Genomic DNA, 16106 nt, shown 5'->3' with positions numbered 1-16106 from the left:
AATTTTATATTATTTATAAGATGGCATAATAAGCTTGTATATACAAGATGGGTTGTTAAACTAATAAAAAACTTTTTAAGGGCCGTGATGAGTAATTCAACATTAGACAGTTTATCTTGTGAGTGGGATTTATTAATAACCGACGCCAATATTGCCACCATGGATAGCAGTATCGACTCTGCATATGGTGCTATTGAAAATGCGGCCTTAGCGATTAAAGATGGTCATATAGTGTGGCTTGGAAAGCAAAGCGAGCTACCAAAATTTGATGCTTTTTCGACACCGATGCTTTCAGCAAAAGGGCAGTGGTTAACGCCAGGTTTAATTGACTGTCACACCCATTTAGTATTTGCGGGTTCTCGGGCCGAAGAATTTGAACAGCGACTACAAGGCGTTAGCTATGAGCAAATAGCTGCTCAAGGAGGCGGAATTGCCAGTACTGTGCGAGCCACACGTGAAGCCGATCATGAAGCGCTATTTGTACTAGCCAAAGACAGGTTAAATGCGCTTTATGCTGAAGGTGTGACTACGGTAGAGATAAAATCGGGCTACGGGCTCGATTGCGAAAATGAAGTAAAAATACTCGAAGTTGCTCGACTGCTGGGAGAAAACCACCCTGTTGACGTAAAGACCACATTTTTAGGCGCACATGCATTACCACCAGAGTATAAAGGTCGTAGTGATGAATACATAGATTTGGTGTGTAATGACATGTTAGAGCAAGTTGTTTCTGCCAATTTAGCCGATGCGGTTGATGTATTTTGCGAAAATGTCGGCTTTAGCAATGAGCAAACCCGTCGTGTATTCGCTGCAGCTAAAAAACATAACTTACCCGTAAAATGCCATGCAGAGCAATTATCAAATCAGCAAGGTGCAGAGCTGGTGGCTGAGTTTAAAGGACTTTCAGCCGATCATATAGAGTACTTAGATGAATCTGGTGTGAAAGCAATGGCTGCTGCTGACACGGTTGCCGTGCTATTACCTGGCGCGTTTTACTTTTTACGCGAAACTAAACAACCACCAATAGATTTATTAAAGCAGCATGATGTGCCCATTGCGATATCGACAGACTTTAATCCGGGAACATCGCCATTGTGCTCTTTGCAATTAATGATGAATATGGGATGCACATTATTTAGGTTAACTCCCACAGAAACCTTAGCTGGTGTAACTCGAAATGCAGCTAAGGCACTGGGTTTATCTGATCGAGGTGTGCTCAAAGTGGGTATGAGAGCAGACATCGCACACTGGCAGATCTCACATCCAGCGCAATTAAGCTACCAATTAGGTGTAAATAAACTGTTAAATCTGTGGATATTAGGTAGACTTAACTAGTCTATTTTTTTGCTGTACTTATTTGATGACTTTACTTGCGCTATTAACAACTACAGGACTGACACAAATAGCAGGAAGCTCTTTTTTAAATAACTCTCAGATCCCCATTTTTCTAAGTGGGGCGATACTGATGTCGATGATATGTGCCTTATGTGTTGTAAGGCACCCAATGCTACGCTTAAGTTATATAGCCAACGCCTTTGTTGCACTAGCATTATTGAGCTTTCATTACGCCTACCTTGAATTATTACTCGCCTTGATGATTGCCCTGCATTTGTGGCAAACGTTTAAACAAAACAACTGGACTATGCTGAGCATAAGCTTTGCAGCTGCGCTGGTTTTTACAATTTGTTTTGCTGCGCATCTGTTGTTAGCTATTCCAAGTCATTGGGTGGTGCTTGCAACACTGATATTAGCAAGCTCAGGCTATTTTTTCGAAGACGAACAGGTTGTAGCTTACAACCTAAATAAAGTTAGCCCAGATGAACCGTTAGTTTCATCGCCATTATCTGAATTGCCAGATCGCGCTAAATTAAGGCAAGCCTATTATGATTGGCGTCAAGGTGGTGAGCATGATGGCGCACTCGTTATTATTCGCTTAGAAGGTTTTGCTGCTGTAAACCAGCATATAGGTCGAGACTTCGGTGATTTACTATTGGCGCAATCGGCAAGTAGAGCAAAACAGTTATTAGCTATCGAAGACGTTATTAAAATATCAGCGCAGCAAAAGTTAGCGCATTTAGGCGGATTAAACTTTGCGTTTATTTGCAGCTTAGATGACCAAAAACATCTTCACGAAAAACTTATTAGTCAAATTCTAGGGGCAACGCTAAAACCTTTCAATGTGGCTAATTGCACCGTCGAAGTAACCGCACGGGCAAGCTATGTAAATTGTGATGAACAAGGCAGTGGTTTTGATAGTTTAATCTCGTACGGGTATTTAGCACTCGATAGCCAACCTACTAAACAGGTCATAGCATTTCATCAACAAATGATGGTTGAGCAATTAGAGCAGCAAGCTCGATTAAAAGAGCTGGCCAATATTAACTTTTCTAGCGAGTTGGAGTTGTATTTTCAACCTGTTATTCGTAATCATGATGAAGACATCGAGTTTTTGGAGTTGTTACTGCGTTGGCAGCATCCAAAACAGGGGATTTTATCTGCCAGCCGATTTATTGAAGACATTCGTATTGCAGGACTAGCTTATCCTTTAGCAAAATTTGTTATTGAAAGAGCCGCTGAATTGGTAATGGCATTGCGAATGGAAGGCATTAAAATGCCTTTGAGTATTAATGTATTTGGCTCTGAAATGCTTAATGAAGAGTTTATTATTTTTATTGATCAGGTGTTTTTAGAACATCAATTATTACCAGGAGATTTAATCATAGAATGCCCGCTTGAGGTCTTTATGAATTTAGATGAGCAAGGCAAAGCAATGGTTGCAAGGCTTAATAGTAAAGGGGTTAAAATGTGTGTCGACGGCTTAGGCGATAGTCCTGTGTGGTTGGCTAAGTTACCTAACTTAGCTGTTGAGTATGTAAAAGTATCACCTTCGCTTACCGCAGACTTTAGCCAGCAAGGACATATAAGAAGCTTAATCGCTGGCATGGTTGAAATGCATAATCAGCAAAATAGTAAAGTGATTTGTGAGGGGGTTGAAACTAAAGAGCAGTTAAGCTTTGTTAATAACCTCAATGCGTTCGCAGCCCAAGGTTATTATTTTAGCCACCCATTGAGTAGTGTCGGTATGATTTCTTGGTTAAAGCAATGGCAAATCGAGCACAGCTAACTTGCCATTGTACTTTCTTTAGCTTGCAGGTAAGCATTAACCAGCGCGGTAATTATTTGCCCTGCATCATTCAACCCTGCATTTAAACCACTAGGGTGTTGGTTTGGCGCCGCTTCACAAAGGTGTAAATATTGGCTATTAGCTTGCTTTGCGGCTAAATAAACAAAATGCTCTGCATCACTGACGCTGAATCCGCAATTGGTATATGCGCTAACTGGCATTAATGAAATACTGTCTAAATCAACCTCGACACCTAAAGGCGTATCACTTAATTTATCAAGTGCTTGCTGGCATGCTTCAGTGAGTGATTTTTCACGCCTTACTTGCAGTGCTTGGTAGCTATCATAGCCAAACTTAGCCTCAGCTAATGCATCAATAATCGCTTGATTATTTTTTAGTTCGTGCAATCCAATTACATGATAATCATGCAGGTGCTGCTCGTTGTATGCATAACGAAAGCCATTGCCAGAATGACGGCCTTCACAGTCACGAAAATCGGCATGAGGGTCAAAATTAATAGCGTTGATAGACTGCTTTTTATGTTTGCTTAAGGCACGAATAATTCCTAAGCAATTGTTATGGCCGCCGCCTATTATTATTGGCTCAAGGCCGGCGCTAAAAATTAAATTTAAAACGTACTCAACACGGGTGTCTAATTGGGCGCAATAATCACGTAATTGGTTAAGTTGAGCTGGGTTCTGAATATCTAAATCAGCTGCGGCTGCGGTAATATCTGCAACATCCACTTCGCCAAGCAATAATACTTTTTCGTTTGCTAAAAATTGATTATTTGACTGATTTAAAAAGCGCTTAATAAACGCGTGCCAGCCATCGCTTGCTCCGCCATTACCAAGGTTTGCTCTGGGGCCAATGTCTTCACAGATGCCAAGTAAAACGTATTTAATACCAAACTGTGCAGCATCTTGCATGGCTTGTAGAGGGTCTACTTGGGTGTCTAATAGAGCAATAGACTGCCATGCTTTCTTTTCATTTAAACGACTGCTACACCAAGGTTTAACAGTCGCTTCATCGTAAATATGTAGGTATTCGGACATTTATTCTTCAACAATTTCCAATTCTAGCTCTTCAGCTGATAACACGATACCCGTGCTGTCTGCGTAGATGTAATCATCATCAAAAAATGAAACACCGGCAAAATTAACCCCAATACCATCTTCACCAGCACCTTGGCTATCTGCCGCAACAGGAATAGAGGCGATCGCTTGAATGCCAAAGTCGAGTTCTTCAAGTTCGTCTACGTGGCGTACTGCACCGTAAACAACAATGCCTTGCCAATTATTTTCTATGGCTAATTCAGCCAGCTCAATATCAATCAGTGCACGGCGAGTTGAACCACCGCCATCAATGAGTAAAACACACTCATCACCATCTTCGCTAAGGATCTCCCTGATCAGTTCATTATTTTCAAAACATTTAACGGTTTTGATACGGCCACCAAAACTGTGACGACCACCAAAGTTAATAAACATAGGTTCGAGCACATCGACCACGTCGGCAAAGTGATCGCATAAATCTGAGGTGCTGTAATCCATTTTTCTATCCTTCTAAAAGATATAAGAGCTAGTCTTCAGTATACCCCTCTTAAACGCAATAACAACGACTTAATGATAGTTAATTGTGCTCTTTTTATGCAAAAAAGGGCTTAAATAGGTAAAAGCAACATTAGTGTCTTAAAAGCGTCACCCAATTGTTATTTAGAGCGCCTATGCTGAAATTGTGTACATAGTTTGCGTGAAAAAGGACCCAACCATGAGTCAGAACAATATACTAAAAAAGGTTGCACAGTTAGATGAAGATTTGTTCCTTAAGCTATTTAATGGAAACTCACCCGTATGGATAAAAAATTCAGCGTTAGGGTTTTCAAAAAGCGGTAATGGTGGCTTATACGTCATGATAGCTTTGGGGTTTGGCTGGTTAGGCAGTGAGCAAGAGTTACAATTGCTATCGATCACCTTGTTACTTGGCTTTTTGATCGAAAGACCAATTTATTATGTTGCAAAAAAAACCTTCGCGCGAGTTCGCCCCTGCGATTGTTTAGTAAAAGGTGCATATATAGTGCCTAGCGATAAGTTTAGTTTGCCATCAGGGCATAGTGCGGGCGCTTTTTTAGTTGCGATTATACTGGCGCAATATTTTCCAGAATTATTTTGGTTATGGTTTGCATGGGCCAGTGGTGTAGCTGCTTCTCGTGTAGTTTTAGGGGTTCATTTCCCTGCTGATGTCGTGCTTGGGGCTTTAATGGGTTCAAGTTGTGGTGTAATGGCTATCTTATTGGTGGGTTATCTATGAGAATACTGTACGGTATTCAAGGCACAGGAAACGGACATATAACTCGTGCACGAGTAATGGCAAATGCGTTTAGCCAGATGGGCGTAGAAGTTGATTATGTTTTTTCAGGGCGCGCGGAGCAAGACTATTTTGATATGGGCGAATTTATAAATTACCGTAGTTTTCGCGGATTATCGTTTTCAACCCAAAATGGTCAAGTCAGTAGTTTGCGTACAGTAAAAAATGCGCGTGTGTGCAAGTTATTACATGATATCAAGCAACTAGATGTATCTGGTTACGATTTTGTGTTTAATGACTTTGAACCCATCACCGCGTGGGCAGCAAAGCGCCAAGGTGTGCCGGTTATTGGAATGAGCCACCAAGCCGCTTTTTTATCACCTAAAGTGCCTATGTTTGGTCATGGTTTATTTCGCCGTTCATTAATTCGTTGTTATGCACCTGCCGATGTTTATTTAGGCGTACATTGGCAGCCGTTTGCAGATAATATCATCCCACCGTTTATTGCGAATCACCATCATGACAACCCAGTTAGTGTTGATAATAAGGTACTTGTATATTTACCATTTGAGGAGCTAGCGAGTGTCATCGATTACTTAAAGGATTTTCCGGCAAAAGAGTTTTATTGCTATCATCCTGATGCAAAAAATAACTCTCACGGACACATTCATTTAAGAGCACCTTCACGCAGTGGGTTTTTGAATGACTTAGCCAATGCCAGCGGCGTTATTGCCAATGCAGGGTTTGAGCTTTCCAGTGAAGCGCTAAAGTTAGGTAAAAAATTATTACTTAAACCATTGTCAGGTCAATTTGAGCAGGATGCCAATGCTCAAACGTTATTATCAATGAAAGCAGCGCATGTGATGAGTTATTTAAATCCATGTGCACTTGATGAGTGGATTACGAGCAAAGAGCATATGCAGATAAACTTTCCCAGTGATCCTAAGCCGTTGGTAAACTGGCTGGCAGAGAAGCAATGGGAAAATACACAAAGCTTGCATCAATCTTTATGGAAATCAGTAATCTAAATTATAGCCGCAGGGCAATCAGCAGTATGAACAGTTAAAATTATGGAGTAATCTATTACGCAATAAAACTATAACCTTACTATACTATGTAGTGATGTTAATTAAGGGTAGTTGTAGATGAGTTTACTCCAAAATTTGACGATAAAAAGTCGACTTAAAATCAATGCACTAGTAGTTGGTTTAGCTTTAATCGTAATGCTAGGTCTTATTATTTACGAAGCACGAATAATGCTTAAGTTAAATGAAACGATACAGTACGCAGAAGAGTTAGATATCCATGAACTTTCGATGCGTAAATATGAAAAAGACTTTTTATTTTATAAAGATGAAACAAAGTTAGATTTGTTTAAGCAGGAGTATAAGCAATTACAACTTAAGCTTGAAAAGCTTACCGTGCTTTCCGGTGATTTGGGAATCGCGACTGATCAAGTAGACAAGTTTGGCTTATTAGCTGAGCAATATTATGAAGATTTTCAACAGGTCGTAAAATTACAAAAAGCGATAGGGCTCCACCCTAAAGATGCTCTTTATGGTGAATTGCGCAATGCAGTGCATCAAATTGAAACTCTGTTACAAGAACAAAATAATTATCAACTACTTACCTTAATGCTGCAACTTCGTCGTGCAGAAAAAGACTTTATGTTGCGATTGGATCTTAAATATTCAACCCGTTTTGAAGAATTATCACAGCAATTAGAACAGCAAATCAGTGGTTTTGGTATTAACTCAAATACACGTGGAGAATTATTGGCTTTGTTAAATAGTTATCAAAGCAAATTCACAGCACTCGTTGATGCTCAAGTCGCTCTTGGTTTAGATTTAAATTCGGGAGCATTAGGAGAAATGAGACTTAGCGTTAAAAAAAGTGATGACGTTGTGACTCAGATAACAAGTGCCACTAAAAAGCAAGTTAGTGATAGTGCTCAGCAAGTACAGGTGCTTGCCGTAGTAATATTTATCATTGCAGGCTTGGTCGTTATGCTATTAGTTTATTTTACTAGTCGTTCAATTATCTTACCTATTGAGCGGGTGTATCACACCATCAATGACATTAGACGTAACAACGATTTAAGCTTGTTTATTGAAGAAACAGGTAAAGATGAAATTACTACCATGACCGTTGATTTTAATAGCTTAATAGGCGATTTTAAAAAACTCATCTATGAAGTAAACACAGCCCTTACCACTTTAAATATTGCGACAGGTAACTTATCAGAAACAACCTCTGCAACAAGTAGTGGTATGCAAGAGCAATTGCATGAAGCGGATATGGTAGCAACAGCCGCCACGCAAATGCAGGCAACCATTCAAGATATTTCTCACAATACTGAAGCGGCGGCTAAAAAGGCCGAGTCGACTAACTTAAGCGCGCAGCAGGGGCGCTCGGAAGTAGAATCTACCGTTACACAAATTAATCAGCTTTCTGATTCACTTGGCAATGCCTCTTCAGTGGTTTCACAACTAGAAAAAGACGGTGAAACAATTGGCTCTGTACTGGATGTGATCCGCGGTATTGCAGAACAAACAAACCTACTTGCTCTGAATGCTGCTATTGAAGCTGCCCGTGCTGGAGAACAAGGGCGAGGCTTTGCTGTTGTAGCTGATGAAGTGCGCTCACTCGCTCAGCGAACACAGGAATCAACAACAGAAATCGAAAGTATTATTTCAACCTTGCAAGAGCGGACTCAAGAAGTGGTGAGTATAATGCAGCGTTGCCGTACACAAGGGGGAGAAAGTGCCGCTCAAGCCACAAAAGCAGGTGAGTTACTTAGCTCTATCACTGAAGATGTACAAACCATTATGGACATGAGCACCCATATTGCTGCCGCCATTGATGAACAAAGCCAAGTGGCGTCAGAAGTAAATAAAAATGTAGTGAGAATTCGTGATATCGCCGAAAGTGCATCAGGTCACGCTGTTACTAATGCACAAACCAGTGAAGAAGTATCAGAGCAAGCAAAAGTGCTTCATCAAGCGATAGATAAGTTTAAGGTTTAGCCGTCAGCCGTCAGCCGTCAGCCGTCAGCTTTAAAGTTATAAGCCATAAGTTTTAAGCAGTCTAAGTAGCTTTGAGCTTATGGCTTTTCGTTTGGTTAATTAAATGAGTGTGAGGTGAAGTGGGCATATGCGCAATTCGCGCACGACAAAGTGCTATTGTACAATATCAACCTCTTGCTAACAGTGAACTGTTGAACTATTATTTGTACGTTATTTTGTACTAATTGGAGTTCAATATGAGTCGCATTCATTTCGATCAAGATATTCAACCGTTATCTGAGTTTCGTGCTGGCGTTGCATCTTACATCAAACAGATCAATGAGACTCGTCGTCCATTGGTAATCACACAACGTGGTAAAGGCGTTGCTGTTGTTCTTGATGTTGCTGAGTATGAAGCAATGCAAGAAAAGATCGAGCTACTTGAAGAAATGCGTACCGCAGAAGCCCAGTTGGCTTCAGGGCTAGGTGTTACAAATGAAGATGCGCGTTCACAAGTGCTACGGCGCATTAAGTAATGAAAGTAGTGTGGTCCCCATTAGCACTTCAAAAACTGGGTGATGCAGCAGAGTTCATTTCTTTAGATAACCCATCTGCTGCTGAGAAATGGGTGAATGACGTTTTTGATAAAACAGAATTGCTTGGCAATACGCCAGAAATGGGGCGCTTCGTTCCTGAAATACCACACACAAATTACCGTGAAATTATTTTTGGTTACTATCGAATTATCTACAGTTTAAGTCACGAAATTCGAATCTTGACTGTTCGTAACTGTCGGCAAATTTTGACCGAGGACGATGTGTAAAACTGTGTTATACACTAATGAGCCTTAACTCAGTCAATAATCACTAATGTTCTTCTTGAGCGTTTGTATACAGTGACAGTCAATTCAAAGCCAATAAACATATTCGTTTACTTATTTTCTCTAAAGCGCAGCGCCTCTTAGCCTCTTTGTGAATAATTCAGTTAAAGATCTTTTGCACAAAGGGAATGACAGCCACGGGGTTCGAGCAACGAGCTGCGGGTATACACTTAGCACCATTGTAGGTCGTCATTTATGGCGAGAATCAATTAACTATTGGAATTGACGCGCTAAAGCACGACCTACGCTAACCTCTCTGTGGATAATTCAGTTAAAGATCTTTTTCACAAAGAGCAGGGAATGAGAAGTAAATGAGGGAAACTTAGCGTTTAGTACTTACATGCTTAAATAGTCGTTAATCTAACTCGAATCTGACTAAGCGATTGAATCAAAATTGCAACTCCGCTATGGTTAATGCATTAATAAAAATAAATTAAAAACGAGTAATTCTATAGGCTCGTTATGTGTTTAAGTAGGGCTGTATATGAATCGAGTAATATTTTTAGCTTTATTAATTTTTTCGTGTTTTTCATTTGCTACTGATTCAAACTCAAAGTTGGGATATGAAGGAAAAAATGGGCAAGTTTTTGGTTATAACACTGTTTTAGGGGCTCTCGAAGCGCTGAAGTTAGATCTCGATGCAGAGATTAGTGAGTCTAAAGGTTGGGTTATTGTAAACGATAATACGAATAAAGCTCTTTGGTCATTTGCACCCAAAGCTCACCCTTCATATCCGTCAGTTGTGCGCCGTGCGGTTGTCGAGAGAAATGGTCAGATTGAAATAACTACTGAAGTAAAATGTGCTGCTAAAAAGTCTGTTTGCGACTCATTGGTAAAAGACTTTATGGAGTTAAACCAAAAAGTTAAAAATGACATCAATAGTAAGTAAAACATCTATCAAGCCAATGTTGTTCAGCTAGGAAGCTGTCTTGGGGAAATTGCGAATGTTCAAAGACTATATTGGCACAAACACGCCTGTTTGATTTGATTGAAGTTCACTAATTTGACAAAGTTTGATAAGACTACTTTATGGCTCGGCAAACCTAGAGCCTAGAACCTTCTCTTGTACTCAACGACAACTACGCAGTTAACTTTAACGCCGAGCAGCGCTAACTTTCACCTTGAACCTTTTAACTTGCTAACTTTACTCTCGCCAACTGACTAAGGTACAAATTTTATCGGTACGCTGTCTTTGCTCGCTTGGTGCTCTGCTACACGTTGCTGATATGTTTGCCATAGCTCATCATGGTTAGCTTGTAGGTGTGAGAAGTAGCTCCAGCTAAATAAGCCGCTGTTGTGGTTGTCGTCGAAGATAAGCCTTATTGCATAATGACCAACGGGTTCTATTTTGCTGATGCTAACTTGTGATTTACCCAAAACGAGTTTCATCGGCTCATTGCCATGGCCTTGTACTTCGGCAGAAGGGGAGTGAACACGCAAAAACTCACTGCTGAAAGTGCAAGTTGAGTCGTCATCAAAATAAACATCAAGGGTTTTGCTAACGCTGTGGTAATGAACTTTTATAACTTGTTTCATAGCTAAACTCATAGGGCAATAAAAAGGCCTCCAATTGGAGGCCTTTAGTATACATTAAACTGCTGTTAAAGAATAAAGCGGCTTAAGTCTTCATCTTCAACTAATGCGCCTAAATGTTTTTCAACATAAGCGGCGTCAATTACTAAGTTTGAACCTGCTTGTTCTGAAGCATCAAATGAAATTTCTTCCATTAGTTTTTCCATCACAGTATGTAAGCGACGAGCACCGATGTTTTCGGTTTTTTCGTTTACTTGCCAAGCGGCTTTTGCGATACGTTCAATTGCATCATCGGCAAACTCTACATTTACTTGTTCAGTTTTAAGTAGTTCGCGTTGTTGTTCTGTGAGTGACGCATGCGGCTCAGTTAGAATGCGTTTAAAGTCATCGGCTGTGAGTGCTTCTAGTTCAACACGAATTGGTAAACGACCTTGTAGCTCTGGGATCATGTCAGATGGTTTTGACATTTGGAATGCACCAGAGGCGATAAATAGCATGTGGTCGGTTTTAACCATACCGTGCTTGGTGTTGACTGTTGAACCTTCAATTAACGGCAGTAAATCGCGCTGTACGCCTTCACGGCTTACGTCTGGGCCTGATGATTCACCACGCTTACAGATTTTGTCTATCTCATCGATAAATACAATACCGTTTTGCTCAACCGCAAAGATAGCTTGCTCTTTAAGTTCTTCAGGGTTTACTAATTTAGCGGCTTCTTCTTCGGCTAATAGTTTAAAGGCTTCTTTAATTTTCAGCTTGCGCTTGGTCTTCTTATCAGAAGACATGTTTTGGAACATGCTCTGCAGCTGGTTGGTCATTTCTTCCATACCAGGAGGCGACATGATCTCAACATTAGGTTGCCCTTGAGCAACATCAATATCAATTTCTTTGTCGTCTAATTGGCCTTCGCGTAACTTTTTACGAAATGTTTGGCGCGTTGATGAATTTTCGTCGCGCTGAGTTTCACCGTATGAATCTTTTGCTGGTGGCAGTAGTGCGTCTAAAATGCGTTCTTCAGCTGCTTCTTCTGCGCGATGCTTAAACTTTTTAGTTTGCTGTTCGCGCGTCATTTTAATCGACACATCGACTAAATCACGAATGATGGTTTCAACTTCTTTACCAACATAACCCACTTCGGTGAATTTAGTGGCTTCAACTTTGATAAATGGCGCGTTAGCTAGTTTTGCTAAGCGACGCGCAATTTCAGTTTTACCAACACCTGTAGGACCAATCATTAAGATGTTTTTAGGGGTAACTTCAGCACGTAAGTCGTCATTTAATTGCATACGGCGCCAGCGATTACGAAGCGCAATAGAGACGGCTTTTTTTGCTTTTGCTTGGCCAATGATATGTTGGTCAAGTTCATGAACGATTTCTCTTGGAGTCATAGCAGACATAGCGGTTCCTATTACAATTCTTCGATAGTTTGGAAGTTATTAGTGAATACGCAAATGTCGCCTGCAATAGTCAGGCTTTTTTCTACGATTTCACGGGCGCTCAGGTCGGTGTTTTCAAGTAACGCAGTTGCGGCTGATTGCGCAAAGTTACCACCGCTACCAATAGCGATTAGGTCGTTTTCAGGCTGCACGACATCGCCGTTACCTGTAATAATCAATGATGCGGTTTCATCGGCAACCGCCAGCAAGGCTTCGAGCTTTCGAAGAGCACGGTCACTACGCCAATCTTTAGCCATTTCTACGGCTGCTTTGGTTAGGTTACCTTGATGCATTTCAAGTTTGCTTTCAAAACGTTCGAATAGGGTAAAGGCATCAGCAGTACCGCCAGCAAAACCAGCGATTACTTTGCCATTATAAAGGCGTCGAACTTTACGGGCATTGCCCTTCATTACGGTGTTACCAAGTGAAACTTGGCCATCGCCACCAATGACGACTTTATCGTCGCGGCGTACACTTACAATAGTGGTCATGTTATTCCTCATCATCGAGCCGCGGGGGCGACTCGTAAAAAGCGATTGATGAGAAGTTAATATGGGTTAATGGATTAAAATCAAGTCCAAAGCCAAATTCCACAGCCCATTATTTTGCTGCGTTTGAGTTTGTTTTTGTCACTTTCGGCTAAACGCTTGGTTTTATAAGGCCCTAGGCGTACTTTATACCAAATTCCATTTGTACCAGTGGTTTCACGTACTTCGGCAATGAGTCCTGCAAAAGCTATTTTTGCTTTGAGAGTTTCGGCTTGAGAGCGAGTTCTAAATGACCCGCACTGCATGACATAAGGGCCTTTTTGTTCAAGTTCTTTAACTTCAACTTGGATTTCATGCTCTTTTATTTCTTTAATAAATTCAGGCGGGCGCGGTTTGGCAGGCTCAACTTTTTCTTTAGTTTTAGTCGGATTGGCTTGTTGTTCAACAAGTTTAGGATCGGCATTGGTTTTTACATACCATAAGCCAAAGCAAAAACCACCGACCAAAAGAGTCGTTAAAATAACTAATAAAACCGGAAATGGCTTTTTAGCGGGTGGCTGTTTTTTACTGTTACGGTTGCCCGGTTTTTTATTAATAAAATCGTGTTGTGCCATGTGTGTTCTAAGTTCTAACCTTAAATCATATCTATTGGGTCGACATCTAAGCTCCAGCGCACTTTTTGTGCAAGCTTACTGGTGCTTAGGTAATCAATCATTTGCGCTAAATATTGGTGCAATAATTGACGATCAAGCGCTTGAATATGTAATTGAAAACGGTATTTTCCTGCTATTTTTTCAAGAGGAGCAGGAATTGGACCTAGCAATTGTATACCAGTTACACCGTGCACAGGAACTAAATCAGTTAAAAAATCCACCACCTGCTTAACGTTATGCCCTTGGGCGCGGACAATGGCCATATTCGTAATAGGGGGCAGTTGTGCATCTTCACGCTCTTGTAATGCAAAGCGGGCAAAGTCTTGATACCCATTATTAACTAAGTCTTGTAATAATGGGTGCTCTGGAAAGTGTGTTTGCAATAAAACATGGCCAGGCTCTCCGCTTCGTCCTGCTCGCCCTGCAACTTGTGTAACCAGTTGAGCTAAATGCTCGGTCGCACGAAAATCACAGGAGTATAAGCCGCTATCTACGTCTAAAATAAGCACTAAGCTGACATCGGGAAAATGATGTCCTTTAGCGAGCATTTGCGTACCCACTAAAATTCGTGCGCCGCCTTGATTAATATCATCAAGGGCTTTTTCTAAGCTTCCCTTACGCCGTGTTGAGTCGCGGTCAATGCGGCTAATAGGGGTGTCAGTAAACTCTGTTGTTAAAAACTCTTCTATTTGCTCTGTGCCTTTACCATTTGGAAATATTTGCGTGCTGCCACAATCAGGGCATTGATGTGGTACCCGTTCTTGTTCGCCGCAGTGATGGCAAATCATTTGGCCTATAGCTTTGTGAAATGTTGCGCTGGTACTGCAACGCGAGCACTCACTGAGCCAACCACATTCGTGGCAAATTAGTGTAGGTGAAAAACCACGGCGATTTAAAAATACCATTACTTGCTTACCGCGGTTTAAGTGTTGGCGCATCGTGGCAAGGCTTGCATGCGCAATACCGGCTTGATCAGGCTGACCTTTCATATCTAACAGCTGAAACTTGTTATCTGTGCTAGTTTGCGCACGCTGCGTTAAGCTAAGTAGTTGGTATTTACCATTAATGGCTTTGTGCAAAGTCTCTAAAGCGGGGGTTGCAGAGCCTAAGACTAAGGGGATCTTGTGTTGATAAGCACGGTACGCTGCTAAGTCTCTGGCATGGTAGCGCAAGGTATCTTGCTGTTTGAATGAGCTATCGTGTTCTTCATCAACAATGATCATACCCAGTTTTAAAAAAGGTAAAAAGATACTTGAGCGAGTGCCTATGACAATAGCGCAGCTGGCTTTTTCGCAAAAGCGCCATGTTTGCAGGCGCTCTTTATCGGTTAAGGCTGAGTGCCAAAGCATGATAGGAGTATCAACAAAGCGGCGGCGAAAGCGGTTAACCGTTTGGGGTGTTAAGCCAATTTCAGGCACTAGTACGAGTGCTTGTTCACCTCGTTTTAGTACTTCTTCTAGGCATTGTAAGTAAACTTCGGTTTTGCCACTGCCGGTGACGCCTTCAAGTAAAAAGCTATTAAAACCTGTGCTTTGGTTTATTGAAGTACAGGCAACGGCTTGTTCTTTGTTTAATACGGGTTTAGTTCCGATTTGTGGCGCTTGTTGTTGCCATTGATTATCGTGTTCAATACTTTGGCTAATAAGCTCTTTGGTGAGTAGGCTATCGATGGTCTTTTTATTAAACCCCAGCGCTTTTAGCTCGGTGAGTGAGGACTTTCCTGACTCGGCTAATTGCTTTAATAGCCCTAGTTGGCTTTTGGCTTTTAAAGACGGAAGTTTAGCGCCTTTTTCAGTTAAGGCTACCATGTTAATACTGCTTTTATCAGGGCATTCGCCTTGGCGTAATGCGCCAGGTAGTGCAATATGTATTGTTTCGCCTAATGGGTAGCAGTAATAGCGGGCAGTAAAGCGTAATAAATCAAGATGCTGTGCAGATAAAATAGGCTCATCATCAATCACCTCTAAGAGTGCTTTAATTTTATCTTTTGGCACGTCTGTGGTGGTTTTTAATGCAAGCACCACAGCGACTTTCTTTTGATTACCAAATGGCACAATAACGCGGGTGCCAACTTGAGGTGTTACTGATAAACCATTAAGTTGTTCCGGTAGGCTGTAATCAAAAGTACGCTGTAGCGGAACTTTTATAGCAACTTCAACAAAACTCATAGCAACTCAACAAAAACCAACAAGACAGCTAATGTACTAAAGTTACGATAAAAAACCTATCAGCAAATGGTGGGTTTAAAGTTTTTGCTCATTTAATTAGCAAAAAACGCATTTAAAGCTTGTGGCGGGCTGGGTTGTTGCTTAGAATACGCGTCCAATTATTTTGATTTAAACGACGTATGGTGCCAGACTTCGGGTTTGGAGAGCGATGCGGCCTTAACTAGAGGTTTCTATGAAAGAAGGTATTCACCCTAAGTACGAAGTAATTTCAGCAACTTGTTCATGCGGAAATAAATTCGAAACTAGTTCTACACTGTGTAAAGACATCCACTTAGACGTATGTTCTGCGTGTCACCCGTTCTACACTGGTAAGCAAAAGATTTTAGACACAGGTGGCCGTGTTGATCGCTTTAACAAGCGTTTCGGTGCACTTAGCAGCAAGTAATTTCTGCTTTCGTGTTAAGAAAGGCACCTTCGGGTGCTTTTTTTGTGCCTGTGATTTAGAAAAACTT

16 protein-coding genes are annotated in these 16106 nt (G+C 41.1%); 9 read left to right on the top strand and 7 right to left on the bottom strand.

Translation table 11 applies throughout. The features are described from left to right. The first annotated feature begins 87 nt into the window (after positions 1–87). Positions 88–1335, top strand: a complete 1248-nt coding sequence (hutI, locus tag AAEU30_RS14820) for an imidazolonepropionase (protein WP_421961145.1) — start codon at positions 88–90, stop codon at positions 1333–1335. A gap of 130 nt (positions 1336–1465) precedes the next feature. Then, complete coding sequence (locus tag AAEU30_RS14815; protein ID WP_421961144.1) at positions 1466–3124, top strand: EAL domain-containing protein; 1659 nt, start codon at positions 1466–1468, stop codon at positions 3122–3124. On the opposite strand, the gene AAEU30_RS14810 is transcribed toward AAEU30_RS14815, so the two are convergent. Both AAEU30_RS14810 and rraA read right to left on the bottom strand, forming a co-directional pair. Next, positions 3121–4179, bottom strand: coding sequence for a formimidoylglutamase (locus AAEU30_RS14810; RefSeq protein WP_421961143.1), 1059 nt, complete (start codon positions 4177–4179; stop codon positions 3121–3123). The genes AAEU30_RS14815 and AAEU30_RS14810 overlap by 4 nt on opposite strands. Further along, complete coding sequence (rraA, locus tag AAEU30_RS14805; RefSeq protein ID WP_087532660.1) at positions 4180–4677, bottom strand: ribonuclease E activity regulator RraA; 498 nt, start codon at positions 4675–4677, stop codon at positions 4180–4182. A gap of 217 nt (positions 4678–4894) precedes the next feature. On the opposite strand from rraA, the gene AAEU30_RS14800 reads away from it, so the two are divergent. From AAEU30_RS14800 to AAEU30_RS14775, 6 genes are all read left to right on the top strand, one after another. Beyond that, positions 4895–5434 (top strand): phosphatase PAP2 family protein, encoded by a 540-nt coding sequence (locus tag AAEU30_RS14800; protein ID WP_421961142.1) that lies wholly within the window; start codon positions 4895–4897, stop codon positions 5432–5434. Then, positions 5431–6459 (top strand): MJ1255/VC2487 family glycosyltransferase, encoded by a 1029-nt coding sequence (locus AAEU30_RS14795; protein ID WP_421961141.1) that lies wholly within the window; start codon positions 5431–5433, stop codon positions 6457–6459. The genes AAEU30_RS14800 and AAEU30_RS14795 overlap by 4 nt, the downstream gene beginning before the upstream one ends. 117 nt (positions 6460–6576) lie before the next feature. Further along, positions 6577–8457 carry a methyl-accepting chemotaxis protein gene (locus tag AAEU30_RS14790; protein ID WP_421961140.1) on the top strand — a complete coding sequence of 627 codons (1881 nt, stop codon included), beginning with the start codon at positions 6577–6579 and terminating at the stop codon, positions 8455–8457. A 236-nt stretch (positions 8458–8693) separates the two neighbouring features. Beyond that, on the top strand, positions 8694–8972 hold the full coding sequence (locus AAEU30_RS14785; RefSeq protein WP_176372539.1) for a type II toxin-antitoxin system Phd/YefM family antitoxin: 279 nt from the start codon (positions 8694–8696) through the stop codon (positions 8970–8972). Next, positions 8972–9259 carry a type II toxin-antitoxin system RelE/ParE family toxin gene (locus AAEU30_RS14780; protein ID WP_421961139.1) on the top strand — a complete coding sequence of 96 codons (288 nt, stop codon included), beginning with the start codon at positions 8972–8974 and terminating at the stop codon, positions 9257–9259. Before AAEU30_RS14785 ends, AAEU30_RS14780 begins: the two co-directional genes overlap by 1 nt. Before the next feature lie 541 nt (positions 9260–9800). After that, positions 9801–10205, top strand: a complete 405-nt coding sequence (locus AAEU30_RS14775; RefSeq protein WP_421961138.1) for a molecular chaperone DnaJ — start codon at positions 9801–9803, stop codon at positions 10203–10205. 272 nt (positions 10206–10477) lie between these two features. Here AAEU30_RS14775 and AAEU30_RS14770 read toward each other — a convergent pair whose 3' ends face one another. The 5 genes from AAEU30_RS14770 to priA all read right to left on the bottom strand — a co-directional run bounded on the left by AAEU30_RS14770 (position 10478) and on the right by priA (position 15594). Then, positions 10478–10852 (bottom strand): gamma-butyrobetaine hydroxylase family protein, encoded by a 375-nt coding sequence (locus tag AAEU30_RS14770; protein WP_421961137.1) that lies wholly within the window; start codon positions 10850–10852, stop codon positions 10478–10480. 65 nt (positions 10853–10917) lie between these two features. Beyond that, a complete protein-coding gene (gene hslU / locus AAEU30_RS14765) occupies positions 10918–12246 on the bottom strand; it encodes an ATP-dependent protease ATPase subunit HslU (protein ID WP_421961136.1) in 1329 nt (442 codons plus the stop codon). Positions 12247–12257: 11 nt separating this feature from the next. Continuing rightward, complete coding sequence (hslV, locus tag AAEU30_RS14760) at positions 12258–12776, bottom strand: ATP-dependent protease subunit HslV (RefSeq protein ID WP_058403860.1); 519 nt, start codon at positions 12774–12776, stop codon at positions 12258–12260. An 80-nt stretch (positions 12777–12856) separates the two neighbouring features. Continuing rightward, on the bottom strand, positions 12857–13387 hold the full coding sequence (locus AAEU30_RS14755) for an SPOR domain-containing protein (protein ID WP_421961135.1): 531 nt from the start codon (positions 13385–13387) through the stop codon (positions 12857–12859). 20 nt (positions 13388–13407) lie between these two features. Further along, positions 13408–15594 (bottom strand): primosomal protein N', encoded by a 2187-nt coding sequence (priA, locus tag AAEU30_RS14750; protein WP_421961134.1) that lies wholly within the window; start codon positions 15592–15594, stop codon positions 13408–13410. Positions 15595–15826: 232 nt separating this feature from the next. Here priA and rpmE point away from each other — a divergent pair, with 232 nt between their 5' ends. Then, on the top strand, positions 15827–16039 hold the full coding sequence (rpmE, locus tag AAEU30_RS14745; RefSeq protein ID WP_421961133.1) for a 50S ribosomal protein L31: 213 nt from the start codon (positions 15827–15829) through the stop codon (positions 16037–16039). The last annotated feature ends 67 nt before the right edge of the window (positions 16040–16106 follow it).

Origin of the sequence: Pseudoalteromonas mucoides (genome assembly GCF_049257175.1) — a bacterium.
Taxonomy (GTDB): Bacteria; Pseudomonadota; Gammaproteobacteria; order Enterobacterales; family Alteromonadaceae; genus Pseudoalteromonas.
The sequence above is the reverse complement of the archived record's forward strand: the minus strand, read 5'-3'. Positions and strand labels throughout refer to the sequence as shown.